The organism is Streptomyces sp. BHT-5-2, assembly GCF_019774615.1.
In the GTDB taxonomy this organism is placed as follows: domain Bacteria; phylum Actinomycetota; class Actinomycetes; order Streptomycetales; family Streptomycetaceae; genus Streptomyces.
This window is the reverse complement of sequence record NZ_CP081496.1, coordinates 4842710-4859819: the sequence shown is the minus strand read 5'-3', so window position 1 is coordinate 4859819 and position 17110 is coordinate 4842710. Positions and strand designations below refer to the sequence as shown.

The following is a 17110-nucleotide window of genomic DNA, read 5'->3' as shown; positions in this document are numbered from 1 at the left end:
CGCGCCGCCAGGACGCCTGAGGAAAGGTGCGCAGATGACCAATGTGCAAGGTGTATCACTCGGCCTTCCCACTCCGGATGGGACTGCCGACGCCTATCTCGCCCACCCCGACGACGGTGCGCCTCACCCTGGCGTACTGCTCTACATGGACGCCTTCGGGCTGCGCCCCTCATTGGAGGCGATGGCCAGGCGACTGGCCGGGCACGGTTACACGGTGCTGGTGCCCAATGCCTTCTACCGTGCGGGGCGCGCTCCAGTGGCGGAACTGCCCACGTACATCAAGCCGGCCGAGCGGCCCGAGATCTTCGCCCAACTCGGTCCGATCATCCAGGCCCTCACCCCCGAAGCGGCCATGCGCGATGCCGGCGCCTATCTCGACTGGCTGGCCGCCTCGCCCTTGGTCACGAACGGCCCCATGGGCACTACCGGTTACTGCATGGGCGGCGCCCTCGCGGTCCGTACCGCCGCACGCTTTCCTGACCGGATATCGGCTGCGGCGGCCTTCCACACCAGCCGTATGGTCACCGATGCTCAGGACAGCCCGCATCGGCTTGTCGACCACATCACGGCAGAGCTGTACTTCGGTCATGCCGACCAGGACCCCTGGATGTCGGTCGAGCAGGTCAAAAGCCTGGGGCAGGCGCTGGATGCTGCGGGCGTGTGCTACCGCAACGAGGTCTACGAGGGGGCCCAGCACGGATACACCCAGTCCGACACCGCCGCATACAACGCCGAGGCGGACGACCGTCATTGGCGGGCACTGCTAGACCTCCTCGACCGGGCACTCTGAGCCAGGTCGGTACCGCCGCGCATTCACCAACCGGCGCCAGTCACCGAGAAGCTGAATGTGGTCCGGCATGGCCACTCTGCGGTTGGCAGCGGGGTTCGGCGGCCACCTCACGGGCGGGGTCGGGCAGGTTCTCCAGATGAGCGTGCTCGCCGGGGTGAGTACGGTACGCGTGTCGGACAGCGGCGACAGCTCAAGTTCGTCATGGCGCGCACCGTAGGAAAGGGGCTGACACGGCGTACCCCGTCCGGCACAGCGGAGAGCGGCTCCGGGGAATCCAGGTCGCACGACCGGCCGCTCACCGTGCTCGGCAGTTGACGGCCGGATCATCTCGGAGGCCGCGGATGCAGAGCCCCGGCGCATTGGGCGCCGCGACCTGGCCGGTGGTGTTCTGCGAGTTCGCCGAATTTCAGCTTGAGTTGGTCTCTGGGGTGAAGTGAACGAGCACTTCACTTGGCGGATGAGTGCCTGGTTGGGCGGGGCTGAGTGGTCAGTTGGCGGGTGGGGCGCAACTGGGCGTTTCGTGAGGGCTTATGGCGTGGGGGTGGTGCCCGTCGCTGTTTCGAGGTTGCGGGTCATGCGTTCGAGGACGTGGACGGCCGTGCAGTACTCGTCCTGGGAGATGCCGGCGGTGGAGAGTGTGCGGAAGGTGTCGACGTGTTCGGCGATGCGGGCCAGGCGCTGACGTCCGTCGGGGGTGAGGGAGAGTCGGTTCGGTGCGGGGCGTGTGGCCCAGCTCTCGACGAGCACGGCGTCGATGGCGGCGGTCAGTGTGGGGGTGTCGGCGTTGGCGGAGAGTGTGGACAGCACTTGCGCGTCGGTGACTTGGGGGGTGTCGTGGATGACGTTGAGGACCTGCCAGGCGATCCGGGTGAGCCCGAATTCCGCAAGCATGTCGTTCATGTGGCGGGTGAGGGCTTTGTCCGTGCGGTTGAGCCAGTAGCCGATGGGCTTCACGGTGATGCTCCTTCAGAGGTATGGGCGGGTGTGCGCTTTGGGCAGGGATCTCACTGATGCGCCGGGGTGGGGGCCAGGAGTGTGGGCCAGTCCTGGCCGGCGGCCCAGTTAGTGAAGGTGTGCCAGCCGACTTCGGGGTAGTCGCGTCGCAGCCCGGCGACATCGACATCGAGGCCGACGGTGGTGAAGTACTCGAACATGGCGGCCAGATCGGCGGATCGGGTACGGACCTGGGAGAGCGGGACCTCGTGGTGGGCGATCGGCCGGTCGGCGGCTGCAGCGAGGATCTCTGCGATCTGGCTGGGGGTGCACTCGTCGGAGGCGATGTCGATGCGATGGCCGGCGAACTCGTCGCGGTGCTGGAGGACCAGCGCCGCGAATGCGCCGATGTCGGCGGCGGGGATGAGTGTGAGTGGCCGGTCGGCGGGCATGGGCCAGGCGAAGGTGCTCTGGCGCAGCCCGTCGAGGGTCCAGTCACTGGCGTAGTTGTCCATGAATGCCGCCGGGGCGATCACGGTCCAGGGCACGTCGGCTGTGTGGAGGTACTGCTCGACCAGGTACTTGCTTTCGTAGTGCGGGACCGCGGTGCCGCGGTCGGCGTGTGCGGCGGAGGTGAGGACGATGTGTCCGAGGCGGGCGGCTGCCGCGGCGTCGACGAGGGCCTTGCCCCGCCGGGTTTCGGTGGTGGTGTCGGTGCCGAACGGGGTGGTGACCGCGAAGAGGGAGTCCGTCCCGGCCAGGGCGGCGTCGAGGGAGGCGCGGTTGTCGAAGTCGGCGTGGCACACGTCGGCTCCCAGGCCGCGCAGGGCCTCGGCGGCGGGCGAGTCGGGGCGGCGGGTGAGTGCGCGCACGTGGTGACCGGCGGCCAGCAGGGCGCGAGCGGTCGCTCCGCCCTGGGCTCCGGTGGCTCCGGTGATGGCGACGGTGAGCATGGTTCCCCCAGGCAGGTAGTATTGATGCGCGGTGCATTAACTGCGCCGCGCAGTGAATATTACCGGGAAGACTGCTGCGTCGCGCAGCGATTTGGGATGTGATCCAGGTGACAGACTCACACCGGGCCCGGCTGTGCGAGGAACTGTCGAGGGAGTCGCGCCGCTACCTGGCGGCCTACGTACTGTTCAACCAAGCCGTCGCCGATCATCTCGGGCTGCACCCGACTGACGTGCAGTGCCTGAGCCTGCTCACGGCCGACCCCGCGCCGCGCACGGTGAAGCAGATCGCCGAGATCACGGGTCTGACCACGGGGTCGGCCACACGGCTGGTGGACCGGCTGGAGCGCGGTGGTTATGTGGTCCGCACACCCGACCGGCAGGACCGACGCCGGGTGCTGGTCACGCCGGTGCCCGATCGCATCGCCCGCGTCGCCGCGGTGTGGGACGACCTCGGTCCGGCCTGGCAGTCGCTGCTCGACGACCACAGCGAAGACGAGCTAGAGGTGATCACCCGCCATATGCGACGGGCGTACGACCTCAGCCACGCCCAGATGCAACGCCTGCGATCCCTGCCGAAGCCGGACTGAACCCCTCGGCGGTGCGGCATCCGTCAGGCTGCGAAGTCCGGGTGGCGGGACGCCGTCTTCGCCAGCCGGTTCCAGGATGGCCGGCAATGCTGCTGAACTGGGCGTGTGCGGTGCCGACTTGGGGTGCCGGAGCGCGGTCCCGGGCCCCACTATTCAGTCTTGCCAAGTACCGGTAGTCAGTGTTACGTTCTACCGGTACTCAGCAACGCCAACTAGTGCAGGGAGGAGGTGCTTCATGGCCAAGCTGCTGACGGAGATGCTCAAGGGCACGCTGGAGGGCATCACCCTCGCGTCCCTGTCCGACCGACCCGCCTACGGCTACGAGATCACGGCACGATTGAGGGAGCAGGGGTTCTCCGACATCGCCGAAGGGACCATCTACGCGCTGCTCATCAGGATGGAGAAGCGCGGTCTCGTCGACGTGAAGAAGGTGCCCTCCGAGAAGGGGCCACCACGCAAGGTGCACTCTCTCAACGCTCAGGGACGTGAGTACCTCGATGAGTTCTGGAGGACCTGGAGCTTCCTCGCAGAACGACTGGAACAGCTCCGTGAAGGGGGCGGATGACATGTCCGACGCAGAAGAGCACGGCTTTCTCTCCAAGGTGATCGGGCCCAAGAGGCGTTGGTGGGCGTACAAGGCGCGCGTCAAGGAGCTTCCCGAGAACTACCGCACGGCGGTCGACGCGATCGAGCGGTACCTCATGCACTTCGTGCCGACGGACGACGACAGCGCGTCCTCCGCGTTCGAGGACCTTGTCGACCTGTTCGAGCAAGCCGCGGCGGACGGCACGGCGATCCGTGATGTCGTCGGGGACGACCCGGCGGAGTTCGTCGAGGAGTTCGCGCAGAACTACACGACGGGCGGCTACGTCCCCGCCCGCGCGCGGAAGCGGCTGGCCGAGGTCATGGAGCGCGTCGCCGGCTAGGCCACCGGAAAAGACCACACGACCGCCCGATACCGGGCACGACACATCGTGCCCGGGCCGGGCGCTACTTTCTCAACCCTCTGCACTGTCGCGACCTCTGCACGGTCTGCGCGACCTGCGGGGTCGACGACGACGCGGCCGCACGGTCATGCCTGCCTGGCCGGCGAGTTCACGCCGCACTTGTCAGTAGCGGCATCAGGACGGCGACAGCTGATAGCAGCGCAATCGACGCTGCGAATGTCATGAACCGTTCACTCATGCGTGCGCCTTGGGCCGTGAACCGGGCCACGCCGAACCACCCACCTCGTGCGGCGCCCAGGGCTGCCCCGGAGCGCCACACCGGGACGCGTCCGTCCTGCACATCGAGCACCGCACGTATCCGAGCACCGCACACATCGAACGTTGCACGTGAGGAGATTCATCATGGGACAAGGCAACAGCGGCTTTTCCGAAGCAGGGTTGCGCAGGCTGCGCGAGGTACTGGCGCGGTATGTCGACTCCGGGAAGATTCCCGGGCTGGTCGCCCTGGTCAGCCGGGGCGAGGAGACCCACGTCGAAACGCTCGGGACGATGTGCCACGACGGCGGCGCGCCGATGCGCCGGGACACCATCTTCCGGATGGCCTCGACGACCAAGCCGGTCGCGGTCGCGGCGACGATGGTCCTGCTGGACGAATGCCGGCTGCGGCTGGATGACCCGGTGGACCACTGGCTGCCCGAACTCGCCGACCGGCAGGTGCTCAAGCGGCCCGACGGCCCGCTAGAGGACACCGTGCCGGCGCGCCGTCCGATCACCGTACGGGACCTGCTCACCGCCACGTTCGGGCTCGGACTGGACATGACGGCACGCACCGCCCCGATGATGAGCGCGCTCTTCGAGCGGGGGGTCTACGGCCAGGAGGACGGATGGCTGCTGCCGGCGGTGGAACCGGATGAGTGGATGCGCCGCCTGGGCACGCTTCCGCTGATGTGCCAGCCCGGAGAACGCTGGCTGTACAACATCAGCGACGACGTCCTCGGGGTGCTCGTCGCCAGGGTCGCCGGCCAGTCTTTCGAGTCGTTCCTGCACGAGCGCCTTTTCGAGCCGCTGGGCATGAAGGACACCGGCTTCTACGTGCCCGCCGACAAGATCGACCGGCTGCCGCCCCTGTACGCCCCCGATCCGCAGACCGGTCAGTTCAAGGTGGAGGACCCGGCCCAAGGGGGACACCACAGCAAGCCCCCGGCCTTCGCCTCGGGCGGCGGCGGACTGGACTCCACCGCCGACGACTACCACGCCTACTTCCGGATGCTGCTCAACGGCGGGACGCACCAGGGCCAGCGGATCCTCTCCCGTGCCGCCGTCGAGCTGATGACCACCAACCGCCTCCCCGCCGAGCAACTGGCTGCCCGGGAAGCCTTGGCCCGCAACCTCGTCCATCTCTCCTACGGCCAGGGACAGCAGGGCGGTTGGGGCTTCGGAATGGCCACCCGAACCTACCGGGGCGACTACGCACCCATCGGCCAGTTCGGCTGGGACGGCGGAAGCGGCACCACCACCTACGCCGACCCGCACAACCAACTCGTCGGCATCCTCCTCACCCAGACCGGGATGACCACCCCGGACTCGGCACGAGCCATCACCGACTTCTGGACCACGCTCTACCAGGCCCTCGACAACTGACACCGGCGCTGAACACGACGACCGACTCAGCACAGTCGCGAACACCACCTTCAAGGGGGCTCGGCACCACCGAGCGCCGAGCCCCCCCACACAACAGCGAGGGACGGGAGCGGCCCCCTCCGGGGGAATGACCGCGACCAGGCCCAGGCCCGCGCACCACGTGCGGCACCGAAGAGACGTCGCGTACGACACCTCACGCAACCAAGGAGGAACACATGACGAAGAACCGTACGTCCTCGACCACTTCACCGTGGACCGGCATGCTGCCGGTGGACGACACGGCCCTGGCCGTCACCGACACCGGCGGCCCCGGCATCCCCATCGTCTACCTCAACGGCCACTTCGCCACTCAGGGGTACTGGCGGCGGGTCCTGGCCGAACTGGGGCCGGGCTGGCGGCACATCACCTACGACATGCGGGCCCGCGGCAAGTCGAAGCGTTCGGCGGACCCCCATTCCTTCGAGACGCACATGCGGGACGTCGAAGCCGTTCTCGCGGCCAGAGGGGTGGACCGGGCACTGGTGGTGGGTTGGTCCTACGGAGCCTTCCTCGCGGCGCATTGGGCCAGCCGGAACCCCGGCCGCACCGTGGGCGCCGTCCTGGTCGAGGGCGCACAACCGGACGACTGGCTGGACGAAGCCATGGAGCAGCGGATCCGGAAGCTGTTTCGACGGCTGAGCCCGCTCATGCTGTTGCTGCGCCCGACGGGCCTGACCCCGCGGATGACCGCCGCACAGATGGCGAACAGCAACATCGAGGGCGGCGTACTCGCCCGCAACCTGGGCCCCGTGCTGGACAACATCACCGTCCCGACCCGGTACGTGGTCGCCTCGGGGAAGTCCTTCGGAAGCAAGGGCGACGAGCAGGAACGACACCGCGCCACCCTCCCCGCGGTGGCCGCCCGCAACCCGAACATCACCATCCACCCAAAGGTCACCAGCACCCACGCTACGATCCTGAAAAAGGACTTCCGCGCCGTCGCCGCGGCCGTACGCAAGGTCGCCGCCCCCAACCACACCAAGGCCCGCAACACCTGAACCAGGACTGGCGGTTGGCCAGGCAACGGCCTTCGCCGACGCCACGGTGAAGGCAGGATTGCGCAGTCGCCTCAAGCGCATGTTGCCGCACTGGGTCTGTCACCGGTGGTCGGTGAGAACGATCAAGGCCATGTGCCGGGCGCCGCGACGTCCGGATGCGGACAGGGAGCGCCGGCACCCAGGGGCGGCGACGTCGGGGTGGGTCCACGCGACAGCTTGGGGTACGCCGCGTGTCCGGCGAGTCCCGTAACGCCGGCCGGAAGGATCTGCACCTGGTCCTCACCCCGGTTGGTCCTCGTCCTGCCGTGGCTGATCGGTTTTCTGATCGATGATGCGGATGCCAAGCCGAAGTACTGGCAGTACAAGGTGCGCGGGAAGCAACTGCTTCGGCTCGCTGAGAGCACGGAAAACCCGGCGCAGATGAAGAAGCTGCTGGCGCTCGCGCATGCGGCTGGCCTGGAACACGCCGAGCGCATCGTTGAAGGCATGCGAGGAGCGGCCGCCGAGCCGGTCGAGCCCCAGGGCGTTCACGGCACGGTCCTTAGAAGTCGATAGAAGTCGATGTCGGCTCCTCTCACTGCTGGCTATGGCCCCAGGCCCGAGCCCTACCTGATCGTTGCGACGGGCGTGAGCGTATGAGCGAGCCGAGCAATGGGGGTGACCGCGTGAAGTCGGCGAGGCCGACCGCAGGGTCCGCGATGGGGGCTCGGACGCCCCTATTCCAGCTGGTCAGCGGTAGGAACGGTTGTTGGAGGCGGGGGAGTCCATGGTGACTGTCGCCCGGTGGCTCGGGCACTCATCCCCGGCCATCACGCTCGGTTACTATGCTCACTTCATGCCGGAGGCCGGAAGCAAAGGTCGAACGAGAGGGGTGATCTGTGCGCCAGTCGATTCTCCCCAGATTCTCCCCAGGGCCGATCGGGGGCGATTTCGAGGTGAGCGCCTCCTCGAAGCAAACCGTTGAAACTAAGGAAAGTAGCCCGTGGGGCCTAAGGAAGCGTTGAGAGAGGTGGTTGCGACCCGCTATGTCACGCCGTTGCGTGAGGGTGGGTCGCTCCCGGGGCTCGTCGAGGGGGACGACCTCGGGACCTACATCATGAAGTTCACCGGCGCCGGGCAGGGGCGCAAGACCCTGGTCGCGGAGGTGATCTGCGGGGAGCTCGGACGGCGGCTCGGGCTGCGGGTGCCGGAGCTGGTGCGGATGCAGCTCGACCCGGTGATCGGGCTGAGCGAGCCGGACCAGGAGGTCCAGGCGCTGCTGAAGGCCAGCGGGGGACTGAATCTGGGGATGGACTACCTCCCCGGGTCGCTGGGGTTCGATCCGCTGGCATTCGAGGTGAGCGCGCGCGAGGCGGGCCGGGTGGTGTGGTTCGACGCGCTGATCAACAACGTGGACCGGTCCTGGCGCAACCCCAACCTGCTGGTGTGGCACGGGGAGTTGTGGCTGATCGACCACGGTGCGGCGATGATCTGGCACCACAACTGGCCGACCGCGGAGAAGGCGTCGGCGCGGCCGTACGACGCCTCCGACCACGCACTGGCCACGTTCGGGCCCGATGTGGCCGCCGCGGCCGAGGAGTTCACGCCGCTGATCACCGAGGAACTGCTCGTCGGGATCGCCGCCGACGTGCCCGACGAGTGGCTGGCGGACGAGCCCGGTTTCGACTCGCCGGAGGAGCTGCGTGCGGCGTATGTGCGCACACTGCTGGCCCGGGCGCGGACGATCGGCGAGCAGATCACCATCGGGGAGCCGACGAAGGACAGGCCGTCACAGGCACCGGAGTGGCTGGCGGGCAAGTTGCCGCGGAGGGCCGTGAAGTGAGCGGACTGCACAACGGACGCGACGTCTTCGAGTACGCCCTGCTCAAGGTCGTACCGCGGGTCGAGCGCGGAGAGATGATCAACGCGGGGGTGGTGGTGTACTGCCGCGCCCAGCGGTTCGTCGAGGCTCGTACGTATCTGGACGAGGCCCGGTTGCGGGCACTGGATCCCGAGGTGGACATGGCCGGTGTACGGGCCGCGCTGTGTGCCGTCGAGGGCGTCTGCGCGGGCGGCGCGCGGGCCGGACAGGCCGCCGGCGACGATCCGGGGCAGCGCTTCCGCTGGCTGATCGCGCCGCGCAGCACGATCGTCCAGCCGGGGCCGGTGCACACCGGTCTGACCGTCGACCCCAGGGTCGAGGCGGAACGACTGCTGGAGCTGCTGGTGCGCTGACGGCGCGCCGGGCACACGGTGAGCGGGGCGGATTCCTTCGGGGTCCGCCCCGTGTGCTGTTTGCGGTCGGTGTGTGGTGGTGGGGCGTTGACAGGGGGTGGCCGGGCTTCTAGCGTCAGCCCTGCTGAGGCTACTAAGCGGTTGCTCACCTGGATCGGGAGCCGGCCGCTGGTGTTCGAGGTATCGACGATCGAGGGTGAGGAGAACCCGCATGTCCACCACCGAGCAGCGTGTCGCCATCGTGACGGGCGCGGCCCGCGGCATCGGCGCGGCCACCGCCGTCCGCCTGGCCGCCGAGGGCCGCGCCGTCGCCGTACTCGACCTCGACGAGGCGGCCTGCAAGGACACCGTCGCGAAGATCACCGCGGCCGGCGGCAAGGCCGTCGCGATCGGCTGCGACGTCTCCGACGGCGACCAGGTGGCGGCCGCGGTCGAGCGGGTCGCGGGGGAGCTCGGCGCACCCACCGTCCTCGTCAACAACGCGGGCGTGCTCCGCGACAACCTGCTGTTCAAGATGAGCGAAACCGACTGGGACACCGTGATGAACGTCCACCTGCGCGGTGCGTTCCTGATGTCGCGGGCCTGTCAGAAGCACATGGTGGACGCCAAGTTCGGGCGGATCGTCAACCTCTCCTCCAGCTCGGCGCTCGGCAACCGCGGCCAGGTCAACTACTCGGCGGCCAAGGCCGGCCTCCAGGGCTTCACCAAGACCCTCGCCATCGAACTCGGCAAGTTCGGCATCACCGCCAACGCCGTCGCCCCCGGCTTCATCGCCACCGACATGACCGCCGCCACCGCCGCGCGGGTGGGGATGGACTTCGAGGACTTCAAGTCCGCGGCCGCCACCCAGATCCCGGTGCAGCGCGTCGGCAACCCGGACGACATCGCCAACGCCATCGCGTTCTTCACCGGCGAGGCGGCCGGGTTCGTCTCCGGCCAGGTCCTGTACGTCGCCGGCGGCCCGCTGTGCTGACCGCCGGACCGACCGCAGGAGCACACGAGCAGGAGAACGGGATATGACCGAGCAGCACAGCGGGCTCCCCGAGCCCTCCGGCAAGGTGGCCCTGATCACCGGGGCCAGCCGTGGCATCGGCTACGGCATCGCCGAGGCCCTGGTGGCCCGCGGCGACCGGGTCGTCATCACCGGTCGCAATGAGGAGGCCCTGAAGGAGGCCGCCGAGAAGCTCGGCGCCGACCGGGTGCTCACCGTCGCCGGCAAGGCCCACGACGAGGCGCACCAGGCCGTCGCCGTCGAGCGGGCCATGGAGACCTTCGGCCGGGTCGACTACCTCGTCAACAACGCCGGCACCAACCCGGTGTTCGGCCCGATCGCCGACCTCGACCTCGATGTGGCGCGCAAGGTCTTCGAGACCAACGTCGTCTCGGCGCTCGGCTTCGCCCAGCGCACCTGGCACGCCTGGCAGAAGGAGAACGGCGGCGCGATCGTCAACATCGCCTCGATCGCCGGCGTCGCGCCCTCGCCGTTCATCGGCGCCTACGGCATCAGCAAGGCGGCCATGGTGAACCTGACGCTCCAGCTGGCGCACGAGTTCGCGCCGGTGGTTCGGGTCAACTGCATCGCCCCCGCGGTGATCAAGACCAAGTTCGCCGCGGCGCTCTACGAGAACCGCGAGGAGGAGGCGGCCGCCGTCTACCCGATGGGGCGGCTGGGCGTCCCCGAGGACATCGGCGGGGCCGCGGCCTTCCTGTTGTCCGACGCGTCCGGCTGGGTCACCGGCCAGAACCTCGTCGTGGACGGCGGGCTGTTCCTGAACGCGGGCGTGTGACGGCCGGGAGGTGACGGCCGGGGCCGCCCCGCAGCGGGCGGCCCCCGATCCGGGCCGTCGGACATCGCCCGCGGAGCCGGCCATGCCGCCGTGGGCGCCGGCGAACGGCCCGCTGCGGGGATTGTCAGTGGTCGCCGGTAGGTTCTGAGGAGAGAACGGAACGCACACCGGAGGTTGTTGACGTGGTCACCGACATGCTGCCCGAGTCCTGGCGCGGGGTCCTGGGCGAGGAGTTGGAGAAGCCCTACTTCAAGGAGCTGATCGACTTCGTCGAGCAGGAGCGCGCGGCCGGCCCCGTCTACCCGCCCCGCGAGCAGGTCTTCGCGGCGCTGGAGGCCACGCCCTACGACCAGGTCAAGGTGCTCATCCTCGGCCAGGACCCCTACCACGGCGCCGGCCAGGGCCACGGACTGTGCTTCTCCGTGCAGCCCGGGGTCAGGACGCCGCCGTCGCTGCGCAACATCTACAAGGAGATGCAGGAGGAGCTGGGCCACCCGGTGCCGGACAACGGCTATCTGATGCCCTGGGCCCAGCAGGGCGTCCTCCTGCTGAACGCCGTGCTCACCGTCCGCGAGGGCGAGGCCAACTCCCACAAGGGCAGGGGCTGGGAGAAGATCACCGACGCGGTGATCCGCGCCGTCGCCAGCCGCCCGGACCCGGCCGTCTTCGTCCTCTGGGGCAACTACGCCAAGAAGAAGCTGCCGCTGATCGACCAGGAGCGGCACGCGGTGGTCCAGGGAGCGCACCCCTCCCCGCTGTCCGCGAAGAAGTTCTTCGGCTCCCGTCCCTTCACCCAGATCAACGACGCGATCGCCGCCCAGGGCCACGCCCCGATCGACTGGCGCATCCCCGACCTGGGCTGACCGGCCCCCGGCCACCCGGTGCGTCGCGCACACCGCGCGGAGCCTCCCCCCGGCGGTTAGCGTCGGGGGGAGCAGGCGGTGGCGGCGATCGAGACGGGGAGTGCGCGGTGGCGGAGCAGCGACGGGAGGCGGAGCACGAGGACCGCATGCTGACCCGGATCGGCCAGGCGATCATGCTGCACCGAGCCGGCGACCGGGAAGAGGCCCGCAACCGCCTGGCCGCCCTGTGGCAGGAGATCGGCCCGCGCGGCGACGCCTTCCACCGCTGCGCCCTCGCGCACTACATGGCCGGCACCCAGGACGACCCCCGGGACGCCCTGGACTGGAATCTGCGCGCCCTGGAGGAGGCGGAGGGGTTCGTCACGGAGCGGCCCCCGCGGGCCCGGGCCGCGGAGCCCGCCACCGGGACGGCGAAGGCCGGCGAGGCGGGCACCGCCGGTGGGCCGGCCCCCCGCCACCCCTTCGCCGCGGTCCGGGCGTTCTTCCCCGCCCTCCACCTCAACCTCGCCGCCGACTACGCCGGACTCGACCGCCCGGCCGACGCCCGCGCCCAGCTCCGGCGGGCCCGCGCCTCGGCGCGCACCCTCGCCGAGGGCGACTACCGGCGGCGCCTCACCGACGCCATCGAGCGACTGGAACTCCGCATCGAGGGCGCCTCGGGCCCGTCCCGATAGCACGCGCGGCCCGGCCCCGCCCCGCCGCCGGCCCGGCCGGCCCCGTCCGTCGGCTCAGCCGCGCAGCATCCCGTCGAGCAGTTCCGCGCACGAGGCACGCAGCGCTTCGCGGGTGGGGGCCTCGGCGTGGAACTGCCCCGCGACGCAGGAGAACAGCACCCCGTCGCACCACGCCACCAGGGCCAGCGCCTGCCGCTCCGGGGCGCGCGAACCGGCCGCCCTCAGCAGTGCCTCCACCGGATCCCTGAAGGCCCGGCCCGCCTGGTCGTAGACCTCCCGCAACTCCGGCCTGCGGGTGGCCTCCAGCGCCAGTTCGTAGCGGGCGATCAGCAGCGCCCGGTGGTGCGAGAGATGGCGGTGCAGACCAAGCGCGAGCGCGTCCGCGAGCGCCGCCGGGGCGCCGGCCGCCGGGTCGGCGACGCCCGGCATCTCCTCCGGCGCCAGCACGGCCGCCTCCCGCTCGGCCAGCCGCCGCACCGCCGCCGACAGCAGCGCCGCCCGGGTCCGCGCGAGGTTGGACGTGGAGCCCTGCGGCAGTCCGGCCGCCTCGTCGACGGCGCGGTGCGTCAGCCCCCGCATGCCCCGCTCCGCGAGCAGGGCCAGGGCGGTGTCGGCGATCAGTCGGTGCCGGGGGGCCGGAGGCGGGGGAGCGGCGGCCTTGCGGGCGTTCATGCAGGTGAGCCTAGCGGGACGGCCCATCGGTGACTACGTCCGTAGTCACCGTGCATCCTCACGTAACTACAGGTGTAGTCTCAGCTTCATTCGGAACTACAGGTGTAGTCACACCGGGTGGCGCGTGGCCGCGCGTCGGAGGCGTCGCCGCCCGGCAGAGGGAGGGAGGCGGCGCCGTGCCGCAACGCACCGCGATCGTGATCGGCGGCGGGATCGGCGGGCTCACCGCCGCGGTGGCGCTGGACCGGCGGGGCTGGCGGGTGACCGCGCTGGAGCGGGCCGCCGCCCTGGAACCGGTGGGCGCGGGCATCGGACTGGCCCCCAACGCGCAGCGCGCGCTGGACACCGTCGGCGTGGGCGACGCGGTCCGCGCCATGGCCTCCCGGCAGCTGACGGGCGAGATCCGCCGGCCCGACGGGCGGCTGCTGGCCCGTACGGACAACGCGGCCGCCGTCCGGCGGTACGGCGGACCCGTCGTGATCGTCCACCGTGCCGACCTGATCGCGCTGCTCGCCGGCCGGCTGCCCGGCACCGCCGTCCGCACCGGCGCCCCGGCCGCCCTCGTGGACCCCGGCGATCCGCTGCGCGACGACCGGCCGGCCCGGGTCCGTGTCGCCGGCCCGGACGGCGAACCGGAGGAGCTGACCGCCGACCTCGTCGTCGCCGCCGACGGCATCCACTCCGCCGTCCGCCGCGGCCTCTTCCCCGCCCACCCCGCGCCCCGCTACGCCGGCTTCACCGCCTGGCGCTTCGTGGTGTCGGCCGCCGACGCCGCCGGGCTCACCGCCCCCGACACCGCGCACGAGACCTGGGGACCGGGCGGCGTGTGGGGCACCCTGCCGCTGCACGACGGGCGGATCTACGCGTACGCCACCGCGGCCGTCCCGCCCGGCGGCGGCCGGGACGGCGGCGACCAACGCGCCGAGCTGCTGCGCCGGTTCGGCGGCTGGCACCGGCCCGTCCCGCAGTTGCTGGCCGCCGCCGACCCGGCCGCGGTCCTCCGCAACGACGTGTACGCCGCGGCCGCGCCGCCGCCCGCCTTCCACCACGGCCGGGTCGCCCTGCTCGGTGACGCGGTGCACCCGATGACGCCCAACCTCGGGCAGGGCGGCTGCCAGGCCGTGGAGGACGCCGTGGTCCTCGCCCACGAGGCCGCCCGGGACACCGCCCTCGCCCCGGCGCTCGCCGCCTACACCCGGCAGCGGCTGCCCCGCGCCATGGCCGTGGTCCGCCGGTCGGGGCGGATCGGCCGGCTCACCACCTGGCGGTCCCGGCCCGCCTGCGCGCTGCGCGGCGCCCTGATCGCGGCCACCGCCCGCCTGGCGCCCGACCTCGCGCTGCGCGGCCTGGACGGCATCGCCGACTGGCGGCCGCCGACCGCCCCGTAAGCTGCGTGACCAGGTGCCCGGACGCGCGATGGGCCGGGCACCGGACCGCGGAACCAAGGGAGAAGTCGAGTGAAGGTCGGTTGCATCGGGCTCGGGGACATCGCACGCAAGGCGTATCTCCCCGTACTGGGCGCGCAGCCCGGGATCGAGCTGCATCTGCAGACCCGCAACCCCGTCGCGCTGCAACAGGCCGGCGACACCTATCGGCTGACCGGGCGGCAGCTCCACGCCGATCTGGACGGGCTGCTCGCGGCCGCGCCGGACGCCGTCTTCGTCCATGCCGCCACGGTCGCCCACCCGGAGCTGGTGACCCGGTTGATCGAGGCCGGGGTGCCGACCTACGTGGACAAGCCGATCGCCTACGACATCGCCGACACTCGGCGGATCGTCGCCCTCGCCGAGGAGCGCGGGGTGGGTCTGGCCGTCGGCTTCAACCGCCGCTTCGCGCCCGGTTACGCGCAGTGCCTGGAGCACCCCCGCGAACTGATCCTGCTCCAGAAGAACCGCGCCGGGATGCCCGAGGCCCCCCGCACGCTGGTCCTCGACGACTTCATCCACGTCGTCGACACCCTGCGCTTCCTCGCGCCCGGCGAGATCGAGCACCTCGACGTCCGGGCGCGGGTCCGGGACGGCCTGATGGACCATGTGGTGCTCCAGCTGTCCGGCGACGGGTTCACCGCGCTCGGCACCATGAACCGGCGCAGCGGCTCCGTCGAGGAACTCCTGGACGTCTCCGGGCAGGACGCCCGGCGCCAGGTCGTCAACCTTGCCGAGGTCGTCGACCACAAGGGGCAGCCGAGCGTCCGCCGTCGCGGCGACTGGGAGCCGGTGGCCCGTCAGCGGGGCATCGAACAGATCGTGCGGGCCTTCCTGGACGACGTCCGGGCCGGGCGGCGGCCGTCGGCCCAGGACGCGCTGCGGACCCACGAGCTGTGCGAACGGGTGGTCACCGAGGCGCTCGCACAGGCCGCCGCCCGGAGCTAGCCCCGGGCCCCGCGGAGCGCTCGGCGCGGCGCCGTCGGACGGCCCGGCTGGCCTCGATCGCCCCGTAGACGAGCAGCGCGGCGACCGCCCCCTGGACCGCCCAGTCGCCCCACCGGGTGTACGGGCTGGTGCCGCGGGCCAGCGGCAGGTCGTAGACGGCTGCCGTGCTGTGGTCGGTGCCCAGCCGCTCGCCGACCGGCTCGCCCCGCGGCCCGTACACCGCGCTGACGCCGGTGAGCGTGGCGTGCACCATCGGGCGCCAGGTCTCCGCCGCGCGCAGTGCCCCCAGGGAGGCGTGCTGGGCCGGTGCCCAGCTGTCCTGGAACGTCGCGGTCGAGGACTGGGCCACCAGCAGCTGCGCGCCGTCGGCGGCCAGTCGGCGGCTCATGTCCGGGAACGCGGTCTCGAAGCAGACCAGCGGACCGGCCCGCAGTCCGGCCGCGGCGGGCAGCGCCATCACCACCTGGTGGGTGCCCCGCCGGCGGTCGCTGGCGGCGGCCTTGCCCACCTTCGTCGCCCAGCCCAGGACGGACCTGGCGGGTATGTACTCGCCGAACGGCACCAGCCGCATCTTGGCGTAGCGGTCGCCGGTCGGGCCGGTCGGGCCGATCAGCACCGCGCTCTTGGAGATCCCGGTGCCCGCGCGGCCCGGCGCGTCGGCGTTCACCAGCAGGTCGGCGCCGGTGTGCCGGGACAGCGCGGCCAGCCGGGCGGCGAGCGCCGGATGGTCGGCCGGGTCCTGGTAGAGGCTGCTCTCGCCCCAGACGACCAAGCGCGTCCCGCGGCCGGCCAGCGCGCCGGTGAGCGCCTCGCTGCGGGCTAGCCGCTGGGCGGGCGTACCACCGGGGCCCGGCTGGACGACCGCGATCCGCACCGTCCCGGCGCGCCGGGGGAGCGGCGCCCACAGCCAGGCCGCGGTGCCGGCCAGCGCGCACACCAGCAGGCCCGCGACGGCCGGCGCGCGGGCCGCGGGGACGGCGATCAGCCCGGCCAGCGCGGTGTTCACCGCCACGATCAGCAGGCTCAGCAGCCACACCCCGCCGAGCGACGCCAGCCGCAGCGCGGGCGGCACCTGCCACTGGCTGGCGCCCAGCAGTCCCCACGGACCGCCCAAGTACTCCCAGGAACGGACCAGTTCGACCATCAGCCAGCCGGACGGCACCAGCACCAGCGCGGCGGCGGCCCGCCCGACGGACGACGCCCCGCCCAGCAGCGCCCGCACCAGCATCCCCCAGGGTGCCCACAGCGCACCCAGCAGCAGCGCCAGCACCAGGATGAAGACATGCAGGCTCGGCAGCAGCCAGTGGTGCACCGCCAGCATGAAGCCGGCGCCGCCCAGCCACCCGTACACCGCCGCCCGCCGGGCGGTCCGCGCCGAACGCACCAGCAGCAGCCACGGCACCAGCGCCCCGTACGCCAGCCACCACCAGGACGGCGCCGGGAAGGCGAGGGCGGGCAGCGCGCCGGCGAGCGCGGCGGCCGGGCCGCGGATCCAGAGGGATCCGGCCTCCCGTGTCCGGTGGCCGAGCGGTATGTCCATACGGGCTCCCTGTCGCCGTGCCTGGCCCAACGTCCGGTACGTCCCGTCGATATCTCTTGCCACGCTCAAGGGTTGTCAGCCCTCCCCGGCTTCCGCCACT

General features: G+C 71.3%; 19 protein-coding genes. 14 read left to right on the top strand and 5 right to left on the bottom strand.

Annotation, left to right across the window (positions count from 1 at the left end):
• Nucleotides 1–34: 34 nt before the first annotated feature.
• Nucleotides 35–790 carry a dienelactone hydrolase family protein gene (locus K2224_RS21605; protein ID WP_221908165.1) on the top strand — a complete coding sequence of 252 codons (756 nt, stop codon included), beginning with the start codon at nt 35–37 and terminating at the stop codon, nt 788–790.
• A gap of 528 nt (nt 791–1318) precedes the next feature.
• Here K2224_RS21605 and K2224_RS21600 read toward each other — a convergent pair.
• Nucleotides 1319–1744, bottom strand: a complete 426-nt coding sequence (locus K2224_RS21600; protein ID WP_221908164.1) for a MarR family winged helix-turn-helix transcriptional regulator — start codon at nt 1742–1744, stop codon at nt 1319–1321.
• 50 nt (nt 1745–1794) lie between these two features.
• The gene (locus tag K2224_RS21595) at nt 1795–2676 is read right to left on the bottom strand and encodes an NmrA/HSCARG family protein (protein WP_221908163.1); all 882 of its coding nucleotides are present in this window, start codon (nt 2674–2676) and stop codon (nt 1795–1797) included.
• A 98-nt stretch (nt 2677–2774) separates the two neighbouring features.
• On the opposite strand from K2224_RS21595, the gene K2224_RS21590 reads away from it, so the two are divergent.
• From K2224_RS21590 to K2224_RS21570, 5 genes are all read left to right on the top strand, one after another.
• Entirely contained in the window at nt 2775–3263 is a 489-nt protein-coding gene (locus K2224_RS21590; RefSeq protein ID WP_221908162.1) for a MarR family winged helix-turn-helix transcriptional regulator, read from the top strand.
• A 235-nt stretch (nt 3264–3498) separates the two neighbouring features.
• Nucleotides 3499–3828: a PadR family transcriptional regulator gene (locus tag K2224_RS21585; protein ID WP_221908161.1), complete on the top strand. Its 330-nt coding sequence runs from the start codon at nt 3499–3501 to the stop codon at nt 3826–3828.
• A gap of 1 nt (nt 3829) precedes the next feature.
• Nucleotides 3830–4189: a DUF1048 domain-containing protein gene (locus tag K2224_RS21580; protein ID WP_221908160.1), complete on the top strand. Its 360-nt coding sequence runs from the start codon at nt 3830–3832 to the stop codon at nt 4187–4189.
• A gap of 423 nt (nt 4190–4612) precedes the next feature.
• On the top strand, nt 4613–5851 hold the full coding sequence (locus K2224_RS21575) for a serine hydrolase (protein ID WP_221908159.1): 1239 nt from the start codon (nt 4613–4615) through the stop codon (nt 5849–5851).
• Nucleotides 5852–6066: 215 nt separating this feature from the next.
• On the top strand, nt 6067–6888 hold the full coding sequence (locus K2224_RS21570; protein WP_221908158.1) for an alpha/beta fold hydrolase: 822 nt from the start codon (nt 6067–6069) through the stop codon (nt 6886–6888).
• Between the two features lie 279 nt (nt 6889–7167).
• Here the strand turns inward: K2224_RS21570 and K2224_RS21565 are convergent, their stop codons facing one another.
• Complete coding sequence (locus tag K2224_RS21565) at nt 7168–7419, bottom strand: hypothetical protein (protein WP_221908157.1); 252 nt, start codon at nt 7417–7419, stop codon at nt 7168–7170.
• A gap of 451 nt (nt 7420–7870) precedes the next feature.
• Here K2224_RS21565 and K2224_RS21560 point away from each other — a divergent pair, with 451 nt between their 5' ends.
• From K2224_RS21560 to K2224_RS21535, 6 genes are all read left to right on the top strand, one after another.
• Nucleotides 7871–8710 carry a HipA family kinase gene (locus tag K2224_RS21560; RefSeq protein WP_313904788.1) on the top strand — a complete coding sequence of 280 codons (840 nt, stop codon included), beginning with the start codon at nt 7871–7873 and terminating at the stop codon, nt 8708–8710.
• Entirely contained in the window at nt 8707–9102 is a 396-nt protein-coding gene (locus K2224_RS21555) for a DUF3037 domain-containing protein (RefSeq protein WP_221908156.1), read from the top strand. Before K2224_RS21560 ends, K2224_RS21555 begins: the two co-directional genes overlap by 4 nt.
• Nucleotides 9103–9313: 211 nt before the next feature.
• Nucleotides 9314–10075: a 3-oxoacyl-ACP reductase FabG gene (fabG, locus tag K2224_RS21550; RefSeq protein ID WP_221908155.1), complete on the top strand. Its 762-nt coding sequence runs from the start codon at nt 9314–9316 to the stop codon at nt 10073–10075.
• Nucleotides 10076–10118: 43 nt separating this feature from the next.
• Complete coding sequence (locus K2224_RS21545; RefSeq protein ID WP_221908154.1) at nt 10119–10889, top strand: SDR family oxidoreductase; 771 nt, start codon at nt 10119–10121, stop codon at nt 10887–10889.
• 194 nt (nt 10890–11083) lie between these two features.
• A complete protein-coding gene (locus tag K2224_RS21540; protein WP_221909862.1) occupies nt 11084–11752 on the top strand; it encodes a uracil-DNA glycosylase in 669 nt (222 codons plus the stop codon).
• 146 nt (nt 11753–11898) lie between these two features.
• Nucleotides 11899–12426, top strand: a complete 528-nt coding sequence (locus K2224_RS21535) for a hypothetical protein (RefSeq protein ID WP_260693489.1) — start codon at nt 11899–11901, stop codon at nt 12424–12426.
• Nucleotides 12427–12480: 54 nt separating this feature from the next.
• Here the strand turns inward: K2224_RS21535 and K2224_RS21530 are convergent, their stop codons facing one another.
• The gene (locus K2224_RS21530; RefSeq protein ID WP_221908152.1) at nt 12481–13098 is read right to left on the bottom strand and encodes a TetR/AcrR family transcriptional regulator; all 618 of its coding nucleotides are present in this window, start codon (nt 13096–13098) and stop codon (nt 12481–12483) included.
• Nucleotides 13099–13274: 176 nt separating this feature from the next.
• Here K2224_RS21530 and K2224_RS21525 point away from each other — a divergent pair, with 176 nt between their 5' ends.
• A complete protein-coding gene (locus K2224_RS21525; protein WP_221908151.1) occupies nt 13275–14486 on the top strand; it encodes an FAD-dependent monooxygenase in 1212 nt (403 codons plus the stop codon).
• A gap of 69 nt (nt 14487–14555) precedes the next feature.
• Nucleotides 14556–15470, top strand: a complete 915-nt coding sequence (locus K2224_RS21520; RefSeq protein WP_221908150.1) for a Gfo/Idh/MocA family protein — start codon at nt 14556–14558, stop codon at nt 15468–15470.
• Here the strand turns inward: K2224_RS21520 and lnt are convergent.
• Complete coding sequence (gene lnt / locus K2224_RS21515) at nt 15433–17010, bottom strand: apolipoprotein N-acyltransferase (protein ID WP_221908149.1); 1578 nt, start codon at nt 17008–17010, stop codon at nt 15433–15435. The two genes, K2224_RS21520 and lnt, sit on opposite strands and share 38 nt — an antisense overlap.
• Between the last annotated feature and the right edge of the window lie 100 nt (nt 17011–17110).

Bases quoted from the DNA above. Each gene is read 5' to 3' on its own strand.
- K2224_RS21605 (WP_221908165.1), top strand. From the start codon at position 35: ATGACCAATGTGCAAGGTGTATCACTCGGCCTTCCCACTCCGGATGGG.
- K2224_RS21595 (WP_221908163.1), bottom strand. From the start codon at position 2,676: ATGCTCACCGTCGCCATCACCGGAGCCACCGGAGCCCAGGGCGGAGCG.
- K2224_RS21585 (WP_221908161.1), top strand. From the start codon at position 3,499: ATGGCCAAGCTGCTGACGGAGATGCTCAAGGGCACGCTGGAGGGCATC.
- K2224_RS21580 (WP_221908160.1), top strand. From the start codon at position 3,830: ATGTCCGACGCAGAAGAGCACGGCTTTCTCTCCAAGGTGATCGGGCCC.
- K2224_RS21575 (WP_221908159.1), top strand. From the start codon at position 4,613: ATGGGACAAGGCAACAGCGGCTTTTCCGAAGCAGGGTTGCGCAGGCTG.
- K2224_RS21570 (WP_221908158.1), top strand. From the start codon at position 6,067: ATGACGAAGAACCGTACGTCCTCGACCACTTCACCGTGGACCGGCATG.
- fabG (WP_221908155.1), top strand. From the start codon at position 9,314: ATGTCCACCACCGAGCAGCGTGTCGCCATCGTGACGGGCGCGGCCCGC.
- K2224_RS21545 (WP_221908154.1), top strand. From the start codon at position 10,119: ATGACCGAGCAGCACAGCGGGCTCCCCGAGCCCTCCGGCAAGGTGGCC.
- K2224_RS21540 (WP_221909862.1), top strand. From the start codon at position 11,084: ATGCTGCCCGAGTCCTGGCGCGGGGTCCTGGGCGAGGAGTTGGAGAAG.
- K2224_RS21535 (WP_260693489.1), top strand. From the start codon at position 11,899: ATGCTGACCCGGATCGGCCAGGCGATCATGCTGCACCGAGCCGGCGAC.
- K2224_RS21530 (WP_221908152.1), bottom strand. From the start codon at position 13,098: ATGAACGCCCGCAAGGCCGCCGCTCCCCCGCCTCCGGCCCCCCGGCAC.
- lnt (WP_221908149.1), bottom strand. From the start codon at position 17,010: ATGGACATACCGCTCGGCCACCGGACACGGGAGGCCGGATCCCTCTGG.